The following is a 21,050-nucleotide window of genomic DNA, read 5'->3' on the forward strand; positions in this document are numbered from 1 at the left end:
TTTTAGATGTCTCGGTACGAACCAATCTTAAAACCATCCGCCAAAATCTGTGATTTTAAATTTTCAGATGTTAATACTTCCAATTCATTTAAACGTGGATAAGCATAGTTACTTTTTAATAGCGCATTATCAATAAAAGCAGGATGGCTCATAACTTCAATAGAATTATTACCTTGTGCTTTAGCTTCATTAATAATCTTCAAAAATAACGCTTCTGAGATTTGATCACCATAAAACTCACTACTAAAACAGTCAGTGCTTAGCACTTGATATGATAATGGCGGCCAATTTTTCTCTAATTGGCGATCAACACGTAATGCAATACCCTTTTCTTGGGCGAAAGCAACTACAATTGGAAAAATACCCTCAATCATATGAACATGATGATGGCTATCGATATGGCTCGGTTTTTGACCAAAAATTTCGATAAATTTTTGATATTGCAAATTTAGTTCTTGTTCAATCTCAATCAATGGTAAATCATTAATATCAATATTCCAAAGCCATTTACCCAACAGCCCATCACGGCTGAGAGTAGGCATTGATGAGAAAGGCTTCCCAGCCGTTAAAACAAAATGCATCCCCACTGCCAGATTCGGATTCTCTTGGCTTAATTTAGCCGCATGGGATATTGCAGGCATATTCATCATCGCGCTTGTTGAATGAACAACTCCATTACGATGAGATTCAATGATGCCGTAATTAACGGCCTCGCAGAGTCCAAAATCATCGGCATTTACAATAAGTAATACAGCCATATGCTCTCCCTTGACACTATAAGCTATTTGGCTAATTAACCTTCTTGCTCAAGCTGTTGTATTGCTTTAGCGAAGTTCGGTAGGTGTTTTTTATGGGCGATAAGTAATTCCTTAGAAATTAAACGCGCATCGTTATCAGAATGAATTAATGGGTTTAGATTCATCGCCAATAAAACATCATTAAACTGACCATTTACTGCAGCTTGGCTAGTGGTAATTTCAAAAGTTTTTAAGGTATAAATTAAACCAAGTACTTTATCATCAAAATGCTTTACTCGTGGGTGCGGTTTTGCGCCATCACGACCTAATAAGCATGTCATTTCGACTGTCCAGTCTTCAGGAATATTATCAATATGCCCATGATGTGGAATATTAACATAGTGCTCCGTTTGTTTGTCATTGTATATTGCATTGATGACTTCACAAGCGGCATCTGAATAATAAGCTCCACCTCTTAATTCAAGCTCTTTAGGTTTTACATCTAATGTTGGATTTTTATATAGTTCAAAGAGTTGATGCTCAACTTTTTGCACGACTTGAGCCCTAGCCCCCCCTTTATAATACTCGCCAAGCTCAATCGCTAGCATTTCCTTAGGTTTAAAATAGTACAATAAATAAGAGCATGGGATCAGATTTAATCCACGAATTAATCCTTCATCAAAAGCAAGGTCTGTAATATTTTTAACTGAATTTGCGCTTAATGTTCCAGAAGCAATCCCTTCTAATAACTCATTAAACCGTGATGAACCATTTACAATAACGTCTTTGATAAAAACCATATGATTTAAACCAAATAAGTCGATAGATAATTCATCGCTATCGGATAGTTTCAAAACATCGGTAATAAACATTTTCATACCGATAGGTATATTACAAACACCAATAAAACGTTTGAAGTTAGTGTGGCGATAAACAGCTTCAGTTACCATACCTGCGGGGTTGGTGAAATTAATTACCCAAGCATTCGGGCAAATTTCTTCGACATCTTTAATAATATCAAAAATCACAGGTATTGTTCGCAGCCCTTTGAATAACCCACCAGCACCATTAGTTTCTTGCCCCAAATAACCATGTTTTAAGGGGATTGATTCATCTAACGCACGTGCTTTTAATTGCCCAACTCTTAATTGAGTCGTCACGAAATCAGCGTCTTTTAATGCTTCTCGCCTATCAAGCGTTTTAAATATCTTGAGTGGTATATTGGCATGTTTAACCATGCGCTCGCATAAATTATAGATAATATCTAATTTTTCTTTACCTTCATCAACATCCACTAACCATAATTCAGTAATAGGTAACTCATGGTAACGTTTAATAAAACCTTCTAGTAATTCAGGAGTGTAGCTACTCCCTCCCCCAATGGTGACAACTTTTAATTTCTGATTCTGAGTCATATTAACCTCATTGTACCTTTATAATAGACATAGAAAAGCACACCATCTTTATAGAAAAAGATGGATATGCTTGAGACGCATAGAAATGGGAAGATTATTTAGGTAATAATTTAACCTACCATTTTTTGTTCAACACTAAATAGATTTTTTCTGTAATCACTTGGCGTTAATGAAGTTAGCTCTTTAAATTTTTTAACAAATAAACTTGGACTGCTATAACCGGATTCAAAAGCAATATCCGTAATTGAATAATTAGTTATTTCGAGTTGCTTTTTAGCAAAATTAATTCTGATATCATTAATAATCTGCATTGGCGTTTTGCCATAATAGCGTTTTGTTGCCCGAGTTAAGTACTCTTGTGATTTTCCCGTTATCAAAATCATATTTTGTAGAGCACTTTCACTAAACATAGCGATATCATGCATTTCTTCCAATGTATTTTTTAGCCATTGAGGGGCATCATCTCGCATACTTTTTTCACGATAATGGCGTAATCGATTTACGACATTAAATGTAACCAACTCAATAAATTCATTAAATTCACTATCACGAAAATTTAATGATGCAATCACGGACTCTATATAAGCCATAAATTCATTTTTTAATTGATAGCCTTGCGATGCAACAAAATAACTTGGTAATAGTGGTAAATAATGTTTATCAAAAAATGATTTACTAATTCCAACATTGAGTATCCGTGTAGGCCCAAAATCATAAGAGCTTTCATGATGCGACCCTATTGGGAGAAAAATAAAATCTCCCCGCTCTAATAAAACTTTTTTCCCATTAATTATTTGATAACAACGCCCCGTTAGAACAATCATATATTCATAATAATCATGTTGATGCAGTCCACTTGCACTCTCAACTTTATTATAAATAAAGACATGAAAGGTTTTATTATTAAAAAGTTCACTTTCTTGAACGAGTTTAATTTCAGCATTAGTGTCGGTTCTATTCATCAGTGCCTGCATCATGGCTCCCTCTCTAATGGTTTAATTTTTCATGTAACTCAATTAACTCTGTAATTAATTCACGGGCTAACATGGCATTCATTAAATGATCTTGTGCATGAACCAGAACTAAGCTAACTTTGATTCGTCCTTCACCCATATCACTTTCAATCAATTGAGTTTGCACTTTATGCGCTTCATTCAGCGAAGAGTGCGATTGTGCCATTAAACTTTTTGCCGTCACAAAATCACCTTCTTTCGCCTTTTTTAATGCAGTATAAGCCAAGCTTCTTGCTTGCCCTGCATTAATAATCAGCCCCATGACAACTTCTTCAAGTTCATCCATAGTCGCATCTTCTTGGATATCATTAAGTTCAAACATACTTTTATCTCTATTTTGATGGGAGGAGCAAGCTCCCCCTTATTTTAAAACTTAAGTGCGTTAGCAATATCTTCTTCACTCTCTTCTTCATCGATTGTGTTTTGTGCTTTATTAGAAATCACAACGAACGGAAGATAAACGAGTACAGCCACACCAAGGTTAAATAATGCAAGTAGTAAGGCAGCGATACTACCATTAGTATTGAAGAATGCAGCAAGCCCCGTCGGCATTGTCCATGGTGCGATATTCGTCACTGGTGGGATAATCCCTAAATAATAAGCCGCGACCATTATTCCTGCCAATATAGGCTGAATAAGAATAAATGGAATAAACATAACCGGGTTCATAATGATCGGTAGACCAAAAATAATCGGCTCATTAATTTGGAAAATACCTGCCGGTAACGCTAATTTCGCAACCTGACGATGGTCGGCACGACGTGATGCGATAAAAATAGCGATAATTAATCCTAATGTAGCGCCCGTTCCACCTAAGAATACATAGGAGTCAAGCATCGGTTTTGCCCACATATGGAAGGATTTACCCGCAGCAATCGCAGCATCAACTGAACCATACTCTGCATATAAAGACACGTTTTCTAATGCCCACGGTGTCATTATACCGCTGTCTAATGCGGTTAATGCGAGAGAACCATGGATACCAAAGAACCATAATAGAGAGGTAAATACAACATATGCCCAGCCAACAACATTTCCCATAGAAGCAAGTGGTGTGGATACTGTGTCCATAATGATTTGATGGAAATTACTACTAATACCGCTTAGCGCCCACGACACAATTCCCATAATTGATAAGATGATAAAACCAGGAATAAGTGCAGAGAATGAACGAGATACGGATGGTGGTACGCTATCTGGTAATCTAATCACCCAATTACGGCGAACAATAAAAGTGAACATTTCAGCAACGACTAACCCTAGAATGATCCCTGAAATGATATTAGCCCCACCGAGCCAATTAGCACCAACGGCATAAGCACCATTGACGTCATATGGTGTGACTGTCATAAAAGAAGCAACAGCTAACAAACCAGCAGCAAGTGGATCAACCTTACGTTCTTCCGCCAGTGCCATCGCAATAAAAAAAGGTGCCATTAAGGACATAATTCCCAATGTCCCGTTATAAACGTTTCCACCAATGGCTTTAAAACCATTTAGTGTTTCTATCGTTGAAGGCTCTAGTCTAACCCCCAAAGAATAGAAAAATGACCCTGTATCAAAACTCAGAAAAACATTATTAATTAACACAAACATTGCCCCAACTAAGGTCAGAGGCATAATTCGAATAAAACCATTCTTTATTGCATTAACATGAGGTTGCTTTCCCAATCTAACAGCGAATGGAAGGAGTACCTTTTCAAGCGAAGTGATAAAAAGACTCATAAAAATACCCTCAATTTTTTGAGTATGCTCCATTCTTAACTAATTACGTTATGTTAATAACGTTAATGTTGATGGAGTTATTATGTTGTAGAGGTTGTAAATAGCTTTTTGGTATTAGCTTGCAGTTTGTTTTTTTATAATTGCAACGGCAGCTTTTAGTACACCGAGCCCATCCACTTTTCCGTACAAAAGTGAATCAATAACTTCAACTGGCTTGTTAGGTAATAATTTTTGGATATCCGATAACATCCAAGCAATTTGCGGGCCGAGTAATATCACATCCGCATCTACACCTTTTTCTGAAGCTAAGCTTTCAGGGAAGGCCTCTATATTGACAGGTACATCATATTTTTCTGCTTGCTGTCTCATTTTGTTAACTAGCAGTGAGGTAGACATTCCTGCAGAACAAAATAGATAAATATTTTTCTTATTCATTCCTTATCCTTTGATTCGTTCTATTTTTATTACCGCTATAACTTATAAGTTTTCTTATAGACTTATCATCTAACCCAACCCTACACACTAAAGCAATTAATTATCTCTAGTTGAATTGAGTATACTGCCTTACCAGCATTTTCGATAATTCAAACTAACCAACAATTGTCTCCCATTGACCAACAGCCATGACAATCCTCACATTTATATAAATATTTTGCGTCAATAAAAAAGTTATATTGATATCAAATAATGATAAGAAAAAAATTAAAGATGGGTAATACGGCGTTTTAATTGGTAATTTACAGCCCAAAAAGAAAAAGACCCACTTCAGTTGAAGTGGGTCTTCTTAAGAAAGAAAAAAGTACGAATTAGTTGCAAGAAGCAGATTTGTCGAACTTAATTGCACCTGTTGGGACTAATGCGGAATCAAACTGGCCATCTTCCATTGAAGGTCGAATGGTATAATAACCTTCAATTTCAGCATAGACAGGTGTACCACCATCTACCCCAGTTTCTCCATACGCTTTTTCTAATTCAACACCAGAAACAGCGTATTGGCGACCACTATCGCACTCTTTGAAAACAGCTGCATCAGCCATATAGCGGTACTGCCCCACTTTTTTACTTGGCTTAACTTGGTCTAACGTATAATTCATCTGTGTTTCAATCGGGTTACCGTCTAAATCCAGCAAGGTCACTGATTGACCATCTGCTGATTGGGCAAAATAAGTACTTTCACCTTTAGGATTAGTTGCTCGTAGTTTATTATTTTCTATATCCCATTTACCAGTATCATGGAAAGCTGTATCACCATCTTTCGTTCCTAAGTAAACGAGCTGTTCAACATAACTACCATCTTGGTTAACTAACAATGTCGCCTCAATACCAGAGCAATCCGCGCAAGGTAAAACCCCTGTATAGACTTTATCGACTGGTGCTGCATCAATATTTTTTGTCGCACTCTGGCAGCCAGCTAACGTAATGCTTCCAACCGCCATTAAGACTAACATTAGTGATTTTTTCATTATAATTCCCTTAAAACCATGTGTTTTAACTTGTTAACCAATATAAACATCATAGCATTTCATCTAATAAAAATATGTCAAACATAAGAAAATTCGGACATTACTGATAAAATACGTTGTGTATTGATTTAGTGAATAAGAATTGTCTTTTTCCCTGCGCTGTGATTATAGTTATTAAAGTTACTGTGCTATTATCGTACTAAGCACATTTTTGCTTAGTACAACATGTTCAAGGCGGCAATAACCGCCACTAACACAGTGGTGAGGGAATATGTCTACAGATACTGAATATCAACCTATCAATTGTGATGATTACGAATATCTAGAAATCGCATGCCAACGTCAGCTAAAGTTGCAAATAATACTTAATGACGGTGTGAATATTGAGGGGAAGGCCAGTGATTTACTCCTACGAAAAAAAGTTGAGTACCTGATTGTTGAGACACATGATGGAACCAAGGAGTTAAGATTGGATTGCATAATTTCCTTCAGTCATCCTGAAATCGGCACAATTGTTGTCGACCACTCTCACTAATACTCACGATTTTGAGTCCTTCTATAGCCCCTTATGGTAATCACAGTCATAAGGGGCTTCTCATTAATTTAATACCTTAAATTCACCCTCTTTTTGCCAATCGATGGCAATACCCAGAGACGCTTCATCAACCACCCCCTCAGGGGTAATAAAGCACCCTACTGCGGTAATTAGCTGGTCGTTATAATAAATTAATGGCACTCTTTCTCTCATCCATGGAGCTACGCCTAATTCTTGCCAGATCTTCTTACTGCTTCTGGAACGATGGCGCCCTACTATTTTCAATGTGCCTTGCAGCCCAAAACGGATTGTCACATTTTCATGCGAAAGTGGTGGCCGTATTTGCCCCTCTCCTTCCATAACTTGTAATACTCCTAAGGATTCAGGTAACTCAAAAACCTCAGGAAAAACCCATTCAAACTGTTTATTTAATAGACTATTAATGCGCTTAACAACCCACAATGCGCCTTGATAACGACGAATTTCAAATCGCCCTAAGCGGCAAATAGGGTCTGCATCATGCCGAGCTAACGCGACTTCTTGCCAAATACGTTCCAATTGGTTAAATGGCGGCATTGGCAATTGGTGCAAACCAACCCAACGACGAATTAACGCATTACGTTTGGAAGATGAACACCCTTGCAAATCATCTATAAATAGGCCCCCTCGGTAATCCATCATACCTTCAAGGGTCTCTTTTAATAACTCATCGAGTAATGATTCTTGCTCAGCACATAACGCGGCACTGCGCGCGACAGCATGAGAAAAATGTGGCCAGCGCTCAGACAAAGTCGGCATAATATGAAGACGTAAAAAATTTCTATCATAACGGTCATCTTGGTTACTATCGTCCTCAACCCACGATAATTGTTGTTCTTGCATATAAGCTTCTAGCGCTATACGGGGTGTTGAAAGTAATGGGCGTAATAGCCATGTTGAACCGCAACATGCTGAAAAACCCAATAATTCAGGCATTGAAGACAACCCTGCTGGCCCACTACCACGCTTTAACGCTAACATGAAAGTTTCTGCTTGGTCATCAAGATGTTGAGCCGTAACTAATACCTCGCCTTCTTGTAATTCTTCTCGGTAAGCCTGATAACGAGCTTCTCGTGCTGCTGCTTCAATACCTTTTTGGCTTGAATCAACCACGACATGTCGGCAAATAAAAGGAATGTCCCATTGTGAACATAATTGAGCACAATGCTGCTCCCATTCGTTTGCTTTTCTATTCAAGCCATGATGAATATGAATAGCACGAATTTCTAGTGAAGGAAGCCGTTGTTGCCGAATAAGATAAAGTGCATGTAATAAAACTGTAGAGTCAATACCACCACTGAATCCCACTAGAATTTTTTGAATACCACTTATTTTATTAAGAACTTGTTCAACAATTACTTGCGAATGCTGCGCCATTTATTCGCCCTTCTTACGACTTCTGACTTTGGCTTTTTGCGCCAACACACAGAACACCAGAAATAATTACCAGTAATACCCCAATTGCATACGCAATTTCAAAAACATCATTTAAGATTAACACTAACCAGAGTACCGATAATACGGGAGATAAAAATACCACAGAAGCTATTTTCGCTGAATGACCTGTATTCATCGCCTTAAACCACAAAATATAAGACACCCCATTGATTAAAATGCCATTAACCAGTGTTGGCCAAAAAGCTGCTTTTGAAGGTAACTGCATTTCACTAAATAGTATCAGTAAGGCAAAAGAAGTTAGCGTTGAAAAAATAAATAACCACACAGTACTAATATAGGGGTCTATCGAATATTGGCGAGAAAAAACTGACATTAGTGCAAAGCAAAATGCACCACTAAAAACCAGTAATAACGCTGTTGGGTTTTCAACATGTAGCTGTGTAATTTGCCCTTTAGTAAAAGTAATAATCACCGCAATAAAACCAACTATGATGCCAATTATTTGTCTTCCAGCTAATTTATCTTTTAGCAATACTACTGATAACAAGATAATAACTAATGGCCAGCTATATTGAATGACCAATACGACGATACCATTTTCAATGGAATATCCGTAATACAGTAACAAGTAGAATAAACAATCAAGAAAACCAAGAACAAAGACTTTGATTAGTACATCTCTTGGCAAGATAAACAGTTTTGTCAGCCGATACCCAGAAGCAAGTGCAACAATAATTACAGATATCGCTGAAATTAAGTTTGACCAAAAAAGGAATTGGAAGCTATCCATACCTTCTTGCCCAAAACGAGAGACAATAGGAATAAAGCTCCATATCAATACGCAAGTAAAAGCATATAACAAATAATTATATTGTCGCATCCTAGTTCCTATCTATTATTATTTTCAGCAGATGAATAATTTAAATCAAAACACTCTGTTATCATTAAAAATGACTAGCTTAAAAATAAAAAAACGGGAGCTGGCAAAAAGCAAACTCCCGTTTTTATTAACGATTAGCGGTTAATAATTAGCAATAACCATAGTCCATCAGACGCTGATAGCGGCGGTTTTTCAACGCTTCGGCATCTAATGCATCTAATTCGTTTAAGTCCTCATTCAGGCGTGCTTTTAGCTGTTCCGCAATTTCATCATAATTACGATGTGCACCGCCTAATGGCTCAGGAATAACATTATCAATTAATTTCAGTTCTTTAAGACGTGGAGCAGTAATCCCCATCGCCTCTGCTGCTAGTGGTGCTTTATCTGCACTTTTCCATAGAATGGAAGCACAGCCTTCTGGTGAAATAACAGAATAAGTACTGTATTGCAGCATATTGACTTTATCACCAACACCGATGGCAAGAGCACCGCCAGAGCCACCTTCACCAATAACAGTACAAATGACTGGGACAGATAAACGTGACATTTCACGTAAATTACGTGCGATAGCCTCTGACTGACCACGCTCTTCAGCACCAACGCCCGGATAAGCCCCAGGAGTATCAATAAAGGTAATAATAGGCAAGTTAAAACGCTCAGCCAGTTCCATCAGACGCAATGCCTTACGGTAACCTTCTGGGGCTGGCATACCAAAATTACGACGGATTTTTTCTTTTGTCTCACGCCCTTTCTGATGCCCAATAATCATAACTGGGCGACCATCTAAACGCGCCATTCCACCCACAATGGCTTTATCATCTGCATAAGCACGATCACCTGCTAATTCTTGGAAATCAGTAAAAATGCGAGAAATATAATCCAATGTATATGGACGACGTGGATGACGAGCGAGTTTAGCGATTTGCCAAGCTCCTAGATCAGAGAAAATTTTACGTGTCAGTTCAACACTTTTTTCACGTAAACGAGCAACCTCTTCATCTAGGTTGACTTCTAAGTTGTTATTTTGACGGCTAACCGCTGTTAGAGAATCAATTTTCGCCTCTAATTCCGCGATTGGCTGTTCAAAATCAAGAAAATCCAGACTCATAATATTCCTATTTTAGTCAAATTCTAATTCTACCTGCTCACTACCCAGCAGAGTTCGAAGATCGTTCAGAAGGGGATCCACTGGCGTCACACGCCAAACAACACCAAATTTAAGCTTGGCTCTGGCATCATCCTTCTGGTAATACAGATGAACCGGGATCGTTCCTGAACGATGAGGTTCAAGAGTACTGCGAAGCCGGTTCAGCAATTGATCGTTAATTTGTTTATCTGACAGTGAAATTGCAAGTCCTCGTGCATATTTCTCCCTTGCTTCACTAATATCCATTAACTCACGCACTGTCATTTTATTACCACCATTGAAATCATCAAAGCTGACCTGACCGGTGGCTATCAGGATATTGTCTTTTTCCAACATATGTTGGTATTTATCGAGTGCATCTGAAAATAACATAATATCCAGACGACCGGAACGATCATCAAGCGTACAAATACCTATTCTATTTCCACGCTTGGTTGTAATGACTTTAGCTGAAAGTACTAAACCTACCACAGTTGTCACTTGACCACGAGGGGTGGGGTTCACATCTTTTAATCTAAGCCCATTAGTATAGCGCTCTATTTCGCTCAAGTATCGCGTTATTGGATGCCCTGTTAAATATAAACCAAGCGTTTCGCGTTCACCATCCAATACCACCTGCTCTGGCCATTTAGGCACACTGGCGTATGAACTTTCGACTTGTTCAGGTGCTTCCGCTAATACACCAAACATATCTGCTTGGCCTATTGCCTCTGCTTTAGCGTGTTGGTCAGCCGCTTTTAATGCATCTTCAAGGGAAGACATCAATGCCGCACGGTGAGGGCCTAATCGGTCAAATGCCCCTGCCATGATAAGCTTTTCCATCACACGACGATTAATTTTTTTAATATCGACTCGCGCACAAAGGTCAAAAATCTCTTTAAATATCCCGCCTTGTTGACGCGCTTCAACAATCGCTTCAATCGGGCCTTCACCGACCCCTTTAATTGCACCGATACCGTAAACTATCTCACCTTCATCATTCACATGGAAGTGATAAAGCCCACTATTGATATCTGGTGGCAATACTTTTAAGCCCATTCGCCAACATTCATCAACTAAACCGACCACTTTTTCCGTGTTGTCCATATCAGCGGTCATTACAGCAGCCATAAATTCAGCGGGATAGTGCGCTTTTAACCATAATGTTTGATAAGAAACTAAAGCATAAGCTGCTGAGTGCGATTTATTAAACCCATAACCGGCAAATTTCTCTACCAAGTCAAAGATTTTCATTGATAACTCGCCATCTACCCCGTTTTTGATTGCTCCTTCTTCAAAAACAGAACGCTGCTTCGCCATTTCTTCAGGTTTCTTTTTCCCCATCGCACGACGCAGCATATCTGCACCGCCAAGCGTGTAACCGGCTAAAACCTGAGCAATTTGCATAACCTGTTCTTGGTATAAAATAATACCATATGTGGGCTCTAGAACAGGTTTTAATGATTCATGTTGCCATTGTACATCTGGATACGAAATTTCTTCACGACCATGCTTACGGTCAATAAAGTTATCTACCATGCCTGATTGTAATGGCCCGGGGCGGAATAATGCTACCAGAGCGATCATATCCTCAAAGCAGTCGGGACGTAATCGCTTAATTAAGTCCTTCATTCCACGGGATTCCAACTGGAATACTGCCGTGGTTTCTGAGCGCTGCAGCATATCAAAGCTTTTTTGATCGTGCAGCGGAATCGCCGCAATATCAACCGGCTCTAAGTTTTTCTTAGCACGGCGCGCGTTGATCATTTCCAACGCCCAGTTAATGATCGTCAACGTCCGTAAGCCGAGGAAGTCAAACTTCACTAGCCCTGCATATTCGACATCGTTTTTATCGAATTGCGTGACGGGGTTATTACCTTCCGCATCACAATACAGTGGCGCAAAGTCAGTAATTTTAGTTGGAGCGATAACCACCCCACCCGCATGTTTACCGGCATTTCGAGTGACCCCTTCGAGTTTACGCGCCATATCGATAAGCGCTTTAACCTCTTCATCAGCTTCATAAATTTCAGGGAGCTGTGGCTCTGCTTCGAATGCTTTTTCTAGTGTCATACCGGGATCTGGCGGCACTAATTTAGAAATTCTATCAACAAAACCATATGGGTGCCCAAGTACACGCCCCACGTCGCGGATAACCGCTTTTGCCGCCATCGTACCAAAGGTAATGATTTGTGAAACGGCATCACGCCCATACATTTGGGCTACGTGATCAATGACTTGGTCGCGTTTTTCCATGCAGAAATCGACGTCAAAGTCAGGCATCGAAACACGCTCAGGGTTCAAGAAACGCTCAAATAGTAAATCGAACTCCAACGGGTCAAGGTCAGTAATTTTGAGTGCGTAGGCAACAAGGGAACCTGCCCCCGAACCTCGTCCAGGCCCAACGGGTACGCCGTTATCCTTCGACCATTGGATAAACTCCATAACTATCAAGAAGTAGCCAGGGAAACCCATTTGGTTGATTACGTTGAGTTCGATATCTAAACGCTCATCATACTCAGGACGCCTTTCTGCCCTGATTTTTTCATCAGGAAACAGAAATTCTAAACGCTCTTCGAGCCCCTCTTTAGAGCGCATGACTAAAAAGTCTTCTGTTTTCATATCCCCTGTTGGGAATTGAGGTAAGAAGTATTCACCTAAACGGATCGTCACATTACAACGCTTAGCAATCTCTACACTGTTTTCTAGCGCTTCAGGGATGTCAGCAAACAGCTCACACATCTCTTCTTCGGAACGTAAATATTGCTGAGGGCTATAATTTTTAGGCCTTTTTGGATCTGCTAATGTAAAACCATCATGGATAGCAACACGTATTTCATGAGCGTCAAAATCACTACTTTCAATAAAACAAACATCATTCGTTGCAACGACAGGTAGGCCTTTTTTAGTCGCTAACTCGACAGCCGCATGTAGATAACTTTCTTCATCAGGCCGCCCTGTTCTGACTAACTCTAAATAGTAGCTATCTGGGAAATGAGTTTCATAGAATGCAAGGCACTCATCCACTAAGGATTGGTTTCCCCTTAATAGAAATTGCCCGACATCCCCTTTACGGCCACCGGACAGCAGAATCAAGCCGTCTTTGTGCTTGGCCAGCCATTCTCGTTTTATCGTTGGCCCAACCGCACCATAGCCCTTTTGGTATGCTTCAGAAATTAGTAAGGTAAGGTTTTGATAGCCTTCATTATTACGTGCTAAAACAGTTAGGTGAGATATTTCATCACCTAATAATTCACTTTCCACATAAAAATCAGCGCCAATAATGGGTTTGATCCCTGCACCATGCGCTGCACCATAAAACCGGACTAACCCGCAAAGGTTAGTAAAATCGGTGATCGCGAATGCAGGCATACCCATTGAAGCCACTTTTTTAACCAGTGGTCCTGTTTTGGCTAGCCCATCAATCATGGAATAGTCACTATGAACACGTAAATGAATAAAACGAGGTGATGCCATCGACCTAATACCTACTTATTGCTGTCTAAAGCTCTTCTCACAGGAGCAAAGCTTTTACGATGGAATTCGGTTGCACCATACTGCGCCAATTTTTCTAAATGATACGCGGTTGGGTAGCCTTTATGCTTCGCAAAACCATATTCAGGAAAAGCTTTGTCCAACTCAACCATTTCCCTATCCCTAATCACTTTAGCTAAAATGGATGCTGCGCTAATTTCTTGTACTAGGCTGTCGCCCTTAATTACTGCTTGTGAAGGCATTGGCAATTCAGGACAACGGTTACCATCAATTAAAACATACTCAGGAATAATGGATAAACCGGCAACAGCGCGCTGCATAGCTAACATAGTTGCATGTAATATATTTATATTATCAATTTCTTCTGGTTCTGCGCGACCAATACACCAACACAATGCTTTTTCTTGAATTTCATCAAATAATTTCTCACGTTTTTTTTCGGTGAGTTTTTTTGAGTCTGCCAACCCTATAATAGGGTTATTGGGATCAAGAATCACCGCTGCAGTCACTACAGCTCCGACTAATGGGCCTCGACCCACTTCGTCAACACCCGCGATTAAATTTGCTTTTGGATAGATAAATTCCATTAATTTTTGACCATATCTAATACAGCTTCAGCAGCTTGTTTATCTGCATCACAACGAATAAGCTGATGTAATTGTAAAAAAGTTTCTTTCAGGTTTTCAACCCGCTCGCCACCCTCTAGGAGTGGAAGCAACTGCTGTGCAAGTTTATCAGGCTGGCAATCCTCTTGTAGTAACTCTTTGACAATCTCTTTTCCTGCTAACAAATTAGGCAAAGAAACATACGGCGTTTTCACTAACCGTTTTGCCAACCAGAAGGTGAAAGGTTTCATACGATACCCCACCACCATTGGGCATTTTGTTAGCATACATTCAAGTGCTGCCGTTCCTGATGCTAATAAAGTCGCATCTGCTGCAATCATTGCATCACGAGCTTGGCCATCTAAAGTATGAATTTGCAGTTCAGGCGTAGTATTTTGCTTTATCTCATGAAACTGCTGGCGGCGTTTTTCATTCACCAACGGCACCACAATATGTAAATCCGGGATATTACGCTGTAATATTTTCGCTGTATTAAGAAAATCTGCGCTTAGCATTTCGACTTCTGAATGACGACTTCCTGGCAGTAAGGCTAAACATTTAACATGCTCAGGAATATTCAGCCGATGTCGAGCGGCTTGTTTATCAGGGTGTAATGGAATGGCATCCGCCATTGTGTGTCCGATAAAACGGCAAGGAACATTAAAACGATCGTAAAAGGCTTTTTCAAAAGGTAAGAAAGCTAATACTAAATTCGTTGAACGACCGATTTTAAATACTCGTTTTTGACGCCATGCCCAAACTGATGGGCTAACATAATGAATGGTTTTAATCCCTTTCGATTTTAAGCGCCCCTCAAGGGTAATATTAAAATCAGGGGCATCAATTCCAACAAAAACATCTGGCTGTAATTCGGTAAAACGCTGGGTTAGATCCTTACGGATGGATAATAACCGAGGTAGGCGGCCGAGGACTTCAACGATGCCCATGACGGCAAGCTCTTCCATTTCATACCAAGCTTCACAACCTTCGGCTTGCATTAAAGGACCAGCAACACCAACAAAGCGAGCATCTGGTATTTGCTCTTTAAGTGCACGGATAAGCCCCGCACCGAGAATATCACCAGATGTTTCTCCGGCAACAAGGCCAATAGTAAGTGGGCGGCTATTATTCACCGAAATTCGCTCCTTATTAAAGGCCTCGATTCATTAATACTAGATTAACGAATAATACCACGTTTAGACTGCGCTGAATCCTCTAAGAAATCACTAAACACTTTAACGTGTTCATTCGCTTTTGCCGCTTCTGCGATTTCTTCACGAGCTTCTTCTAACGATTTACCTGAACGATATAACACCTTGTATGCATTACGAATAGCATGTAGTGATTCTTTTTCAAAACCACGGCGTTTTAGACCTTCAAGATTTAAACCAAATGGTGTCGCGTGGTTACCTTGTGCAATGACATAAGGCGGCACATCTTGTGCGACACCAGAGCAGCCACCAACCATAACATGAGCACCAATTTTACAAAACTGGTGAACTGCGGTCATCCCACCAATAATGGCATAATCACCAAGTGTTACATGACCACCTAGAGTACCGTTATTTGCAATAATACAACGGTTTCCAATGATACAATCATGAGCAATATGCACATTCACCATCAGTAAGTTATCATTGCCCACTTTTGTCAGGCCAACATCTTGAACAGTACCACGGTGAATGGTTACACTTTCACGAATACGGTTTCTGTCCCCGATTTCAACTCGCGTTGGTTCGCCTTGGTATTTAAGATCTTGATTAATCTCACCAATGGAAGCGAACTGGAAAATCACATTGTCACGACCAATTTTTGTATGGCCATTAACCACAACATGAGATTTCAGTTCAGTGCCTTCACCAATTTCAACATTCGCGCCAATATAACAAAAAGGGCCAATATGAACATTGGCACCGATGATAGCTCCATCTTCTACGATAGAGGATGGATGAATATAGGCTGTTTTATCAATCATATCAGACCTCACGACGACGGGCGCACATCATTTCTGCTTCGCAGGCCACTTCTCCATCAACTTTAGCAACACCTTTAAAACGTGCAACTCCGCGACGTTCTTTGATAAATTCTACTTCTAAGACCATTTGGTCTCCTGGTAGAACGGGACGTTTAAAACGCGCATTGTCTATCGCTGCAAAATAGTACAACTCACCCGGCTCTAATTTTCCAACGCTTTTAAACGCAAGAATTCCTGTCGCTTGCGCCATGGCTTCTAAAATCAATACACCAGGGAAAATAGGTTTACTAGGGAAGTGTCCTTGGAAAAATGGCTCGTTAAATGACACATTTTTCACTGCACGTAATGATTTGCCTTTTTCAAAATCCAATACACGGTCAACCAGAAGGAATGGGTAACGGTGCGGAAGCAGTTCTAAGATTTCTTCTATATTCAGAGTATGATTATCACTCATCGAAATACTCTTCCTGTCTATTAATACGGTTTAATTAATGAATCGGCCTGCTTTAACCTTAAATTAGGTTAACTGGCAGGCCGGAAAACGTAACTCAGATAACTATTTTAGCCTGAATTACAAAATGATTACTGTTTTTTTTGATTTTGGCTATCTAATTCACGCTCAACATGTTTCAGTCGCTTATTCATCTCATTGATATTTAAGACTAAAGCAGCTGTTTTACGCCAAGTTTTATTAGGCTGTAAAGGAATCCCTGAAGAATATACTCCTGGTTCAGTGATAGGTCTCATGACCATCCCCATTCCTGTTACTGTGACCTTATCGCAAATTTCCATATGGCCGTTGATGACACTGGCACCACCAATCATACAGTAACGGCCGATTTTTAAACTACCAGCCATGATAACACCACCAGCAACTGCGGTATTATCACCAATTATGACATTGTGTGCAATTTGGCACTGGTTATCGATAATAACCCCATTGCCAATTACTGTGTTGTCTAAAGCACCTCGGTCAATGGTTGTACTCGCACCGATCTCAACACGATCGCCGATGATCACTGTGCCTAATTGAGGAATTTTGATCCAATTACCACGATCATTCGCATAGCCGAAACCATCAGAGCCAATGACTGTGCCAGATTGAACTAAACAGTGTTCGCCAATCTCAACATTGTGGTATACGCTGACATTCGCCCACAAACGGGTTCCTGTACCAATACGCGTATTTTTGCCCACAAAACAACCTGCGCCAATCACCACATTATCGCCAAGCTCAACACCACTTTCGATAACGGCATTTGCGCCAATTGCGACATTCTTACCAAGTTTTGCATCATCAGCAATTACCGCTGATGCATGGATATCTTCAGCTGGGCTTGGCGTTGTATCCATAATTTGAGCCATGCGTGCATAAGCAAGGTATGGGTTATCCACTACCAGAGCAGCCACTTTGCATGCTTCAAGATCTTTTGCTGTGAGAACCACCGCTGCAGCTTGGCAATCTGCCAATTTGTCACTATAACGGCTGTCAGATAGAAAAGTAATCTGTTGATTATTCGCTGAATGCATTGGAGCAATACCGGTGATGGTAATATCACCATCACCGTGTAATTGCGCATTCAACTGCTGAGCAAGGTCAGCCAATCGAATTGAAGACATCTATTATTTAACCTGTTTTTGAACCTGACTTGTAATGTCAACGCTATCTTTTGCATAAGCAACTGCATTTGCATCGATAACGACATCATAGCCTTCTTTAGCTGCAACAGCCTTAATAGAGTTCTGAATACGAGTTAAAATTTTAGTACGCTCTTCGCCTTGGCGACGGCGGTTGTCTTCTTCAAATTTTTGAGCTTTTTCAGCGAATTGATCACGTTTAGTCATGAGTTCAGATTCAAGCTTTTCGCGCTCACTTTGTTTCATTGTTGCACCATCACGACGCAATTTTTCAACACGAGTTTGCAAATCTTTTTCTAGATTTTGTAACTCAGTCGCACGACTTTTGAATTCACTTTCAAGCTGTTTAGCAACGGCTTCACGCGCTGGCATATTTTGGAAAATTTCACCAACATTGACGATAGCGATTTTCTCAGCATAAGCCCCCGCAGACATTGCTAAAGCAATACTCACACCCGCTGCACACAACAATTTTTTCACACTAAACTCCTTAACCCATACGTATGGCTGGAAATTTTGGTTGCTCCCACAAAAAAATGGGAGCCTTCATAGATAGAAACTGGAATAGATTACCACGTTCTACCAATATTAAATTGGAACTGTTCTGATTTATCCCCTTCGTAGTCCTTAATCGGCTGCGCATAAGAGAAGACCAGTGGTCCAAGTGGAGACATCCATTGTAAAGCCACACCCGCAGAAGCTCGGATATTGCTTGCCTTACCATAGTCAGGCATACCTTCGCGCCAAGCCGCAGGAATACTGTTCCAATTAGTGTCCCATACCGTACCTGCATCAACAAAGAGAGAGGTACGAACGGAGTTCGAATACTTCTCGTCAATAAATGGAGTCGGAGTGATTAACTCAAATGATGCCGCGTACATCGCATTACCACCGACCGCATCACTTGATGGGCTTCCAGGCTCTGGGCCATCTTTTCCATTAATTTTCTTCAAATAAACCGCTTTTGGACCGATATTATTCGAACGGAAACCACGAATGGTGCTTGAACCACCCGCATAGAAGTTTTCATAGAATGGCATTTGCTTACTGCCAATACCATCACCATAACCTGCTTGTGCACGCCCCAGAACTACCCAAGTTTCGTCTTCGTCCAGTGGATAATACTGCGCTGTATCAAAGCGTAGTTTATAGTATTCGTTATCAGAACCAGGAATTGTCACTTTACCCGATACGTTCGTTTTATTACCCGATGTCGGGAAGAAACCACGGTTTAACGAGTTATAAGTCCAACCTAAGTTAAGTGTGAAGTCATCCGCATCAAAGCTTTCTTTATTACGTCCGTTCTCTGTAACTGGTGGATTTTTACCCATAGAATCAAGGTAATCCCACATGGCAGCTTGAGCACGCATATCCGAAAGTCGGTTATGAACATAACCGGCACCGACGCGGAAAGAGTTATTTTCATTAAATGGGAAGCTCAAGAAACTGTCTAGGCCATACGTTTTGTTGTTATAGCCTGATAGATCAGCATCTTTCGCACTAAAGTCGTTATAGAAAATACGACCGCCTAAGCTCACACCATTAACGGTGAAGTACGGGTCAGTAAATGAGAATTCAACGTTAGTTGAGTAGTCATTTTTACTTGCGTTAATACCAACTGCGTTACCTGTACCTAACCAGTTATCTTGTGTAACCCCAACTTGGAAGCTCACACCACTTTCAGTACCAAAACCGATACCAAAGTTCATTGAACCAGTATTACGCTCTTTAACCTTGTAGATAACATCTACTTGGTCAGGGCTACCAGGTACACGTTGAGTCTCTACATCAACAGTTTCGAAATAACCTGTACGATTCAGACGTTCTTTACCTAGTTCAACTAAATCATTTCCGAGCCATGCACCTTCCATTTGGCGCATTTCACGACGTAAAACAGTATCTTTACTGGTGTCATTACCTTGGAAACGAATCTCACGCACATAGAAACGGTTACCTGCATCAATATTTAAGTGCAATTTAACTGTTTTATCTGCATCGTTGATTTCAGGTTGTGTCATTACTCGAGGATATGCATAACCATAGCGGCCAAACATATCTTTGATTTTGTTTTCCATACTTGTCACTTGAGCACCGTTATATAATTCTCCCGGTGTAATAGTGATAAGCTCTTGGATTTCAGTTAAATGATCAGCCGTATTACCATTAACTTCGACACCCGATATTTTATATTGGTCGCCTTCAGTAATGTTAATAGTAATATAAATACCTTTTTTGTCTGGGGTCAGACTGACTTGCGTGGAGTCTATATTAAAACGCGCATAACCACGATCAAGATAAAAACTGCGCAGAGTTTCTAAGTCACCCGCCAGTTTTTGCTTCTGATATTTCTGGTCAGCAGCGAGGTTCCACCAAGGAACATCATCACGCAATTGCAGCTTATTAACTAATTCTGCTGTAGTGTAATTTTTATTACCTACAATATTAATTTGCTGAATTTGAGCTGAAACACCTTCAGAGAAAACAAATTTTAAATCCACACGGTTACGTGGCAAAGGCGTTACAACAGCTTTTACTGTTGCATTATATTTACCAACGCTATAGTAAAAGTCTTCTAAACCTTTTTCGATATTTGCAATTGTCGTGCGGTCGAGTGCCTCACCAACGCGGATATTTGAAGCTTCCAAGTTCTGCTTGAGCATATCATCTTTAACAGACTTATTGCCTGTAAAGGTGATACTTGCAATCGTTGGCCGCTCTTTAACTTGAACGATCAGCGTGTTTCCATCACGCAGGACCCTAACATCTTCGAAGTTACCGGTTGAAAATAGGGAACGAATCGAACGGCTGATATCATCGTTATCAACTGAATCGCCAACCCTAACTGGCATGTTCAATAATGCTGCACCAACGGCGACGCGTTGTAGACCTTCGAAACGAATGTCTTTAACTACGAATCCGTCTGAACCGTATGCAGTGGCGCTGCCGAAAAGCAGCGACGCTATGAGCAACTTTTTCATCGCCATCGTTGTTATGCGTATTCCTTAC

General features: G+C 40.2%; 19 protein-coding genes. 1 reads left to right on the top strand and 18 read right to left on the bottom strand.

Features of this window, described 5'->3' with window-relative positions:
- Positions 1–2 precede the first annotated feature (2 nt).
- The 7 genes from chbG to M1F26_RS14400 form a co-directional block, all read right to left on the bottom strand.
- Positions 3–758 carry a chitin disaccharide deacetylase gene (chbG, locus tag M1F26_RS14370; protein ID WP_140171680.1) on the bottom strand — a complete coding sequence of 252 codons (756 nt, stop codon included), beginning with the start codon at positions 756–758 and terminating at the stop codon, positions 3–5.
- A gap of 35 nt (positions 759–793) precedes the next feature.
- Positions 794–2,152: a 6-phospho-beta-glucosidase gene (locus tag M1F26_RS14375; RefSeq protein WP_004257387.1), complete on the bottom strand. Its 1,359-nt coding sequence runs from the start codon at positions 2,150–2,152 to the stop codon at positions 794–796.
- Positions 2,153–2,262: 110 nt separating this feature from the next.
- Complete coding sequence (chbR, locus tag M1F26_RS14380) at positions 2,263–3,129, bottom strand: transcriptional regulator ChbR (protein ID WP_140171679.1); 867 nt, start codon at positions 3,127–3,129, stop codon at positions 2,263–2,265.
- Positions 3,130–3,139: 10 nt separating this feature from the next.
- On the bottom strand, positions 3,140–3,487 hold the full coding sequence (gene chbA, locus M1F26_RS14385) for a PTS N,N'-diacetylchitobiose transporter subunit IIA (protein WP_004257393.1): 348 nt from the start codon (positions 3,485–3,487) through the stop codon (positions 3,140–3,142).
- 44 nt (positions 3,488–3,531) lie between these two features.
- Positions 3,532–4,890 (bottom strand): PTS N,N'-diacetylchitobiose transporter subunit IIC, encoded by a 1,359-nt coding sequence (gene chbC, locus M1F26_RS14390; RefSeq protein ID WP_140171678.1) that lies wholly within the window; start codon positions 4,888–4,890, stop codon positions 3,532–3,534.
- Positions 4,891–5,004: 114 nt separating this feature from the next.
- Entirely contained in the window at positions 5,005–5,325 is a 321-nt protein-coding gene (locus M1F26_RS14395) for a PTS sugar transporter subunit IIB (RefSeq protein WP_094961145.1), read from the bottom strand.
- A 371-nt stretch (positions 5,326–5,696) separates the two neighbouring features.
- Positions 5,697–6,353 (bottom strand): copper resistance protein NlpE N-terminal domain-containing protein, encoded by a 657-nt coding sequence (locus tag M1F26_RS14400; protein WP_094961144.1) that lies wholly within the window; start codon positions 6,351–6,353, stop codon positions 5,697–5,699.
- A gap of 271 nt (positions 6,354–6,624) precedes the next feature.
- Between M1F26_RS14400 and rof the strand changes: the two genes are divergently transcribed.
- Positions 6,625–6,888: a Rho-binding antiterminator gene (gene rof, locus M1F26_RS14405; RefSeq protein ID WP_004257417.1), complete on the top strand. Its 264-nt coding sequence runs from the start codon at positions 6,625–6,627 to the stop codon at positions 6,886–6,888.
- A gap of 63 nt (positions 6,889–6,951) precedes the next feature.
- On the opposite strand, the gene tilS is transcribed toward rof, so the two are convergent.
- The 11 genes from tilS to bamA form a co-directional block, all read right to left on the bottom strand.
- Positions 6,952–8,304 carry a tRNA lysidine(34) synthetase TilS gene (tilS, locus tag M1F26_RS14410; protein WP_140171677.1) on the bottom strand — a complete coding sequence of 451 codons (1,353 nt, stop codon included), beginning with the start codon at positions 8,302–8,304 and terminating at the stop codon, positions 6,952–6,954.
- A gap of 13 nt (positions 8,305–8,317) precedes the next feature.
- Positions 8,318–9,205, bottom strand: coding sequence for a DMT family transporter (locus M1F26_RS14415; RefSeq protein WP_140171676.1), 888 nt, complete (start codon positions 9,203–9,205; stop codon positions 8,318–8,320).
- 148 nt (positions 9,206–9,353) lie between these two features.
- Complete coding sequence (gene accA / locus M1F26_RS14420; RefSeq protein ID WP_140171675.1) at positions 9,354–10,313, bottom strand: acetyl-CoA carboxylase carboxyl transferase subunit alpha; 960 nt, start codon at positions 10,311–10,313, stop codon at positions 9,354–9,356.
- A 12-nt stretch (positions 10,314–10,325) separates the two neighbouring features.
- Entirely contained in the window at positions 10,326–13,808 is a 3,483-nt protein-coding gene (gene dnaE / locus M1F26_RS14425; RefSeq protein ID WP_036957990.1) for a DNA polymerase III subunit alpha, read from the bottom strand.
- A gap of 11 nt (positions 13,809–13,819) precedes the next feature.
- Positions 13,820–14,413 carry a ribonuclease HII gene (gene rnhB / locus M1F26_RS14430; RefSeq protein WP_004257437.1) on the bottom strand — a complete coding sequence of 198 codons (594 nt, stop codon included), beginning with the start codon at positions 14,411–14,413 and terminating at the stop codon, positions 13,820–13,822.
- Positions 14,413–15,564: a lipid-A-disaccharide synthase gene (lpxB, locus tag M1F26_RS14435; protein WP_094961140.1), complete on the bottom strand. Its 1,152-nt coding sequence runs from the start codon at positions 15,562–15,564 to the stop codon at positions 14,413–14,415. The genes rnhB and lpxB overlap by 1 nt, the downstream gene beginning before the upstream one ends.
- A gap of 44 nt (positions 15,565–15,608) precedes the next feature.
- Positions 15,609–16,406 (bottom strand): acyl-ACP--UDP-N-acetylglucosamine O-acyltransferase, encoded by a 798-nt coding sequence (gene lpxA, locus M1F26_RS14440; RefSeq protein WP_004257444.1) that lies wholly within the window; start codon positions 16,404–16,406, stop codon positions 15,609–15,611.
- 1 nt (position 16,407) lies between these two features.
- Complete coding sequence (gene fabZ, locus M1F26_RS14445; RefSeq protein ID WP_004257450.1) at positions 16,408–16,860, bottom strand: 3-hydroxyacyl-ACP dehydratase FabZ; 453 nt, start codon at positions 16,858–16,860, stop codon at positions 16,408–16,410.
- 128 nt (positions 16,861–16,988) lie between these two features.
- Positions 16,989–18,026 (bottom strand): UDP-3-O-(3-hydroxymyristoyl)glucosamine N-acyltransferase, encoded by a 1,038-nt coding sequence (lpxD, locus tag M1F26_RS14450; RefSeq protein ID WP_094961138.1) that lies wholly within the window; start codon positions 18,024–18,026, stop codon positions 16,989–16,991.
- A 3-nt stretch (positions 18,027–18,029) separates the two neighbouring features.
- A complete protein-coding gene (gene skp / locus M1F26_RS14455) occupies positions 18,030–18,524 on the bottom strand; it encodes a molecular chaperone Skp (RefSeq protein WP_036957991.1) in 495 nt (164 codons plus the stop codon).
- 89 nt (positions 18,525–18,613) lie between these two features.
- Complete coding sequence (gene bamA, locus M1F26_RS14460; RefSeq protein WP_004257462.1) at positions 18,614–21,028, bottom strand: outer membrane protein assembly factor BamA; 2,415 nt, start codon at positions 21,026–21,028, stop codon at positions 18,614–18,616.
- Between the last annotated feature and the right edge of the window lie 22 nt (positions 21,029–21,050).

It is taken from the genome of Providencia sp. PROV048 (assembly GCF_033688165.1).
Lineage (GTDB): Bacteria > Pseudomonadota > Gammaproteobacteria > Enterobacterales > Enterobacteriaceae > Providencia > Providencia hangzhouensis.

Excerpts from the sequence above, each read along its gene's own strand:
- accA (WP_140171675.1), bottom strand. The coding sequence starts at position 10,313 with ATGAGTCTGGATTTTCTTGATTTTGAACAGCCAATCGCGGAATTAGAG.
- tilS (WP_140171677.1), bottom strand. The coding sequence starts at position 8,304 with ATGGCGCAGCATTCGCAAGTAATTGTTGAACAAGTTCTTAATAAAATA.
- M1F26_RS14375 (WP_004257387.1), bottom strand. The coding sequence starts at position 2,152 with ATGACTCAGAATCAGAAATTAAAAGTTGTCACCATTGGGGGAGGGAGT.
- chbG (WP_140171680.1), bottom strand. The coding sequence starts at position 758 with ATGGCTGTATTACTTATTGTAAATGCCGATGATTTTGGACTCTGCGAG.
- lpxD (WP_094961138.1), bottom strand. The coding sequence starts at position 18,026 with ATGTCTTCAATTCGATTGGCTGACCTTGCTCAGCAGTTGAATGCGCAA.
- M1F26_RS14400 (WP_094961144.1), bottom strand. The coding sequence starts at position 6,353 with ATGAAAAAATCACTAATGTTAGTCTTAATGGCGGTTGGAAGCATTACG.
- rof (WP_004257417.1), top strand. The coding sequence starts at position 6,625 with ATGTCTACAGATACTGAATATCAACCTATCAATTGTGATGATTACGAA.
- chbR (WP_140171679.1), bottom strand. The coding sequence starts at position 3,129 with ATGATGCAGGCACTGATGAATAGAACCGACACTAATGCTGAAATTAAA.
- dnaE (WP_036957990.1), bottom strand. The coding sequence starts at position 13,808 with ATGGCATCACCTCGTTTTATTCATTTACGTGTTCATAGTGACTATTCC.
- chbC (WP_140171678.1), bottom strand. The coding sequence starts at position 4,890 with ATGAGTCTTTTTATCACTTCGCTTGAAAAGGTACTCCTTCCATTCGCT.
- M1F26_RS14415 (WP_140171676.1), bottom strand. The coding sequence starts at position 9,205 with ATGCGACAATATAATTATTTGTTATATGCTTTTACTTGCGTATTGATA.
- M1F26_RS14395 (WP_094961145.1), bottom strand. The coding sequence starts at position 5,325 with ATGAATAAGAAAAATATTTATCTATTTTGTTCTGCAGGAATGTCTACC.
- chbA (WP_004257393.1), bottom strand. The coding sequence starts at position 3,487 with ATGTTTGAACTTAATGATATCCAAGAAGATGCGACTATGGATGAACTT.
- rnhB (WP_004257437.1), bottom strand. The coding sequence starts at position 14,413 with ATGGAATTTATCTATCCAAAAGCAAATTTAATCGCGGGTGTTGACGAA.
- bamA (WP_004257462.1), bottom strand. The coding sequence starts at position 21,028 with ATGGCGATGAAAAAGTTGCTCATAGCGTCGCTGCTTTTCGGCAGCGCC.
- lpxA (WP_004257444.1), bottom strand. The coding sequence starts at position 16,406 with ATGATTGATAAAACAGCCTATATTCATCCATCCTCTATCGTAGAAGAT.
- fabZ (WP_004257450.1), bottom strand. The coding sequence starts at position 16,860 with ATGAGTGATAATCATACTCTGAATATAGAAGAAATCTTAGAACTGCTT.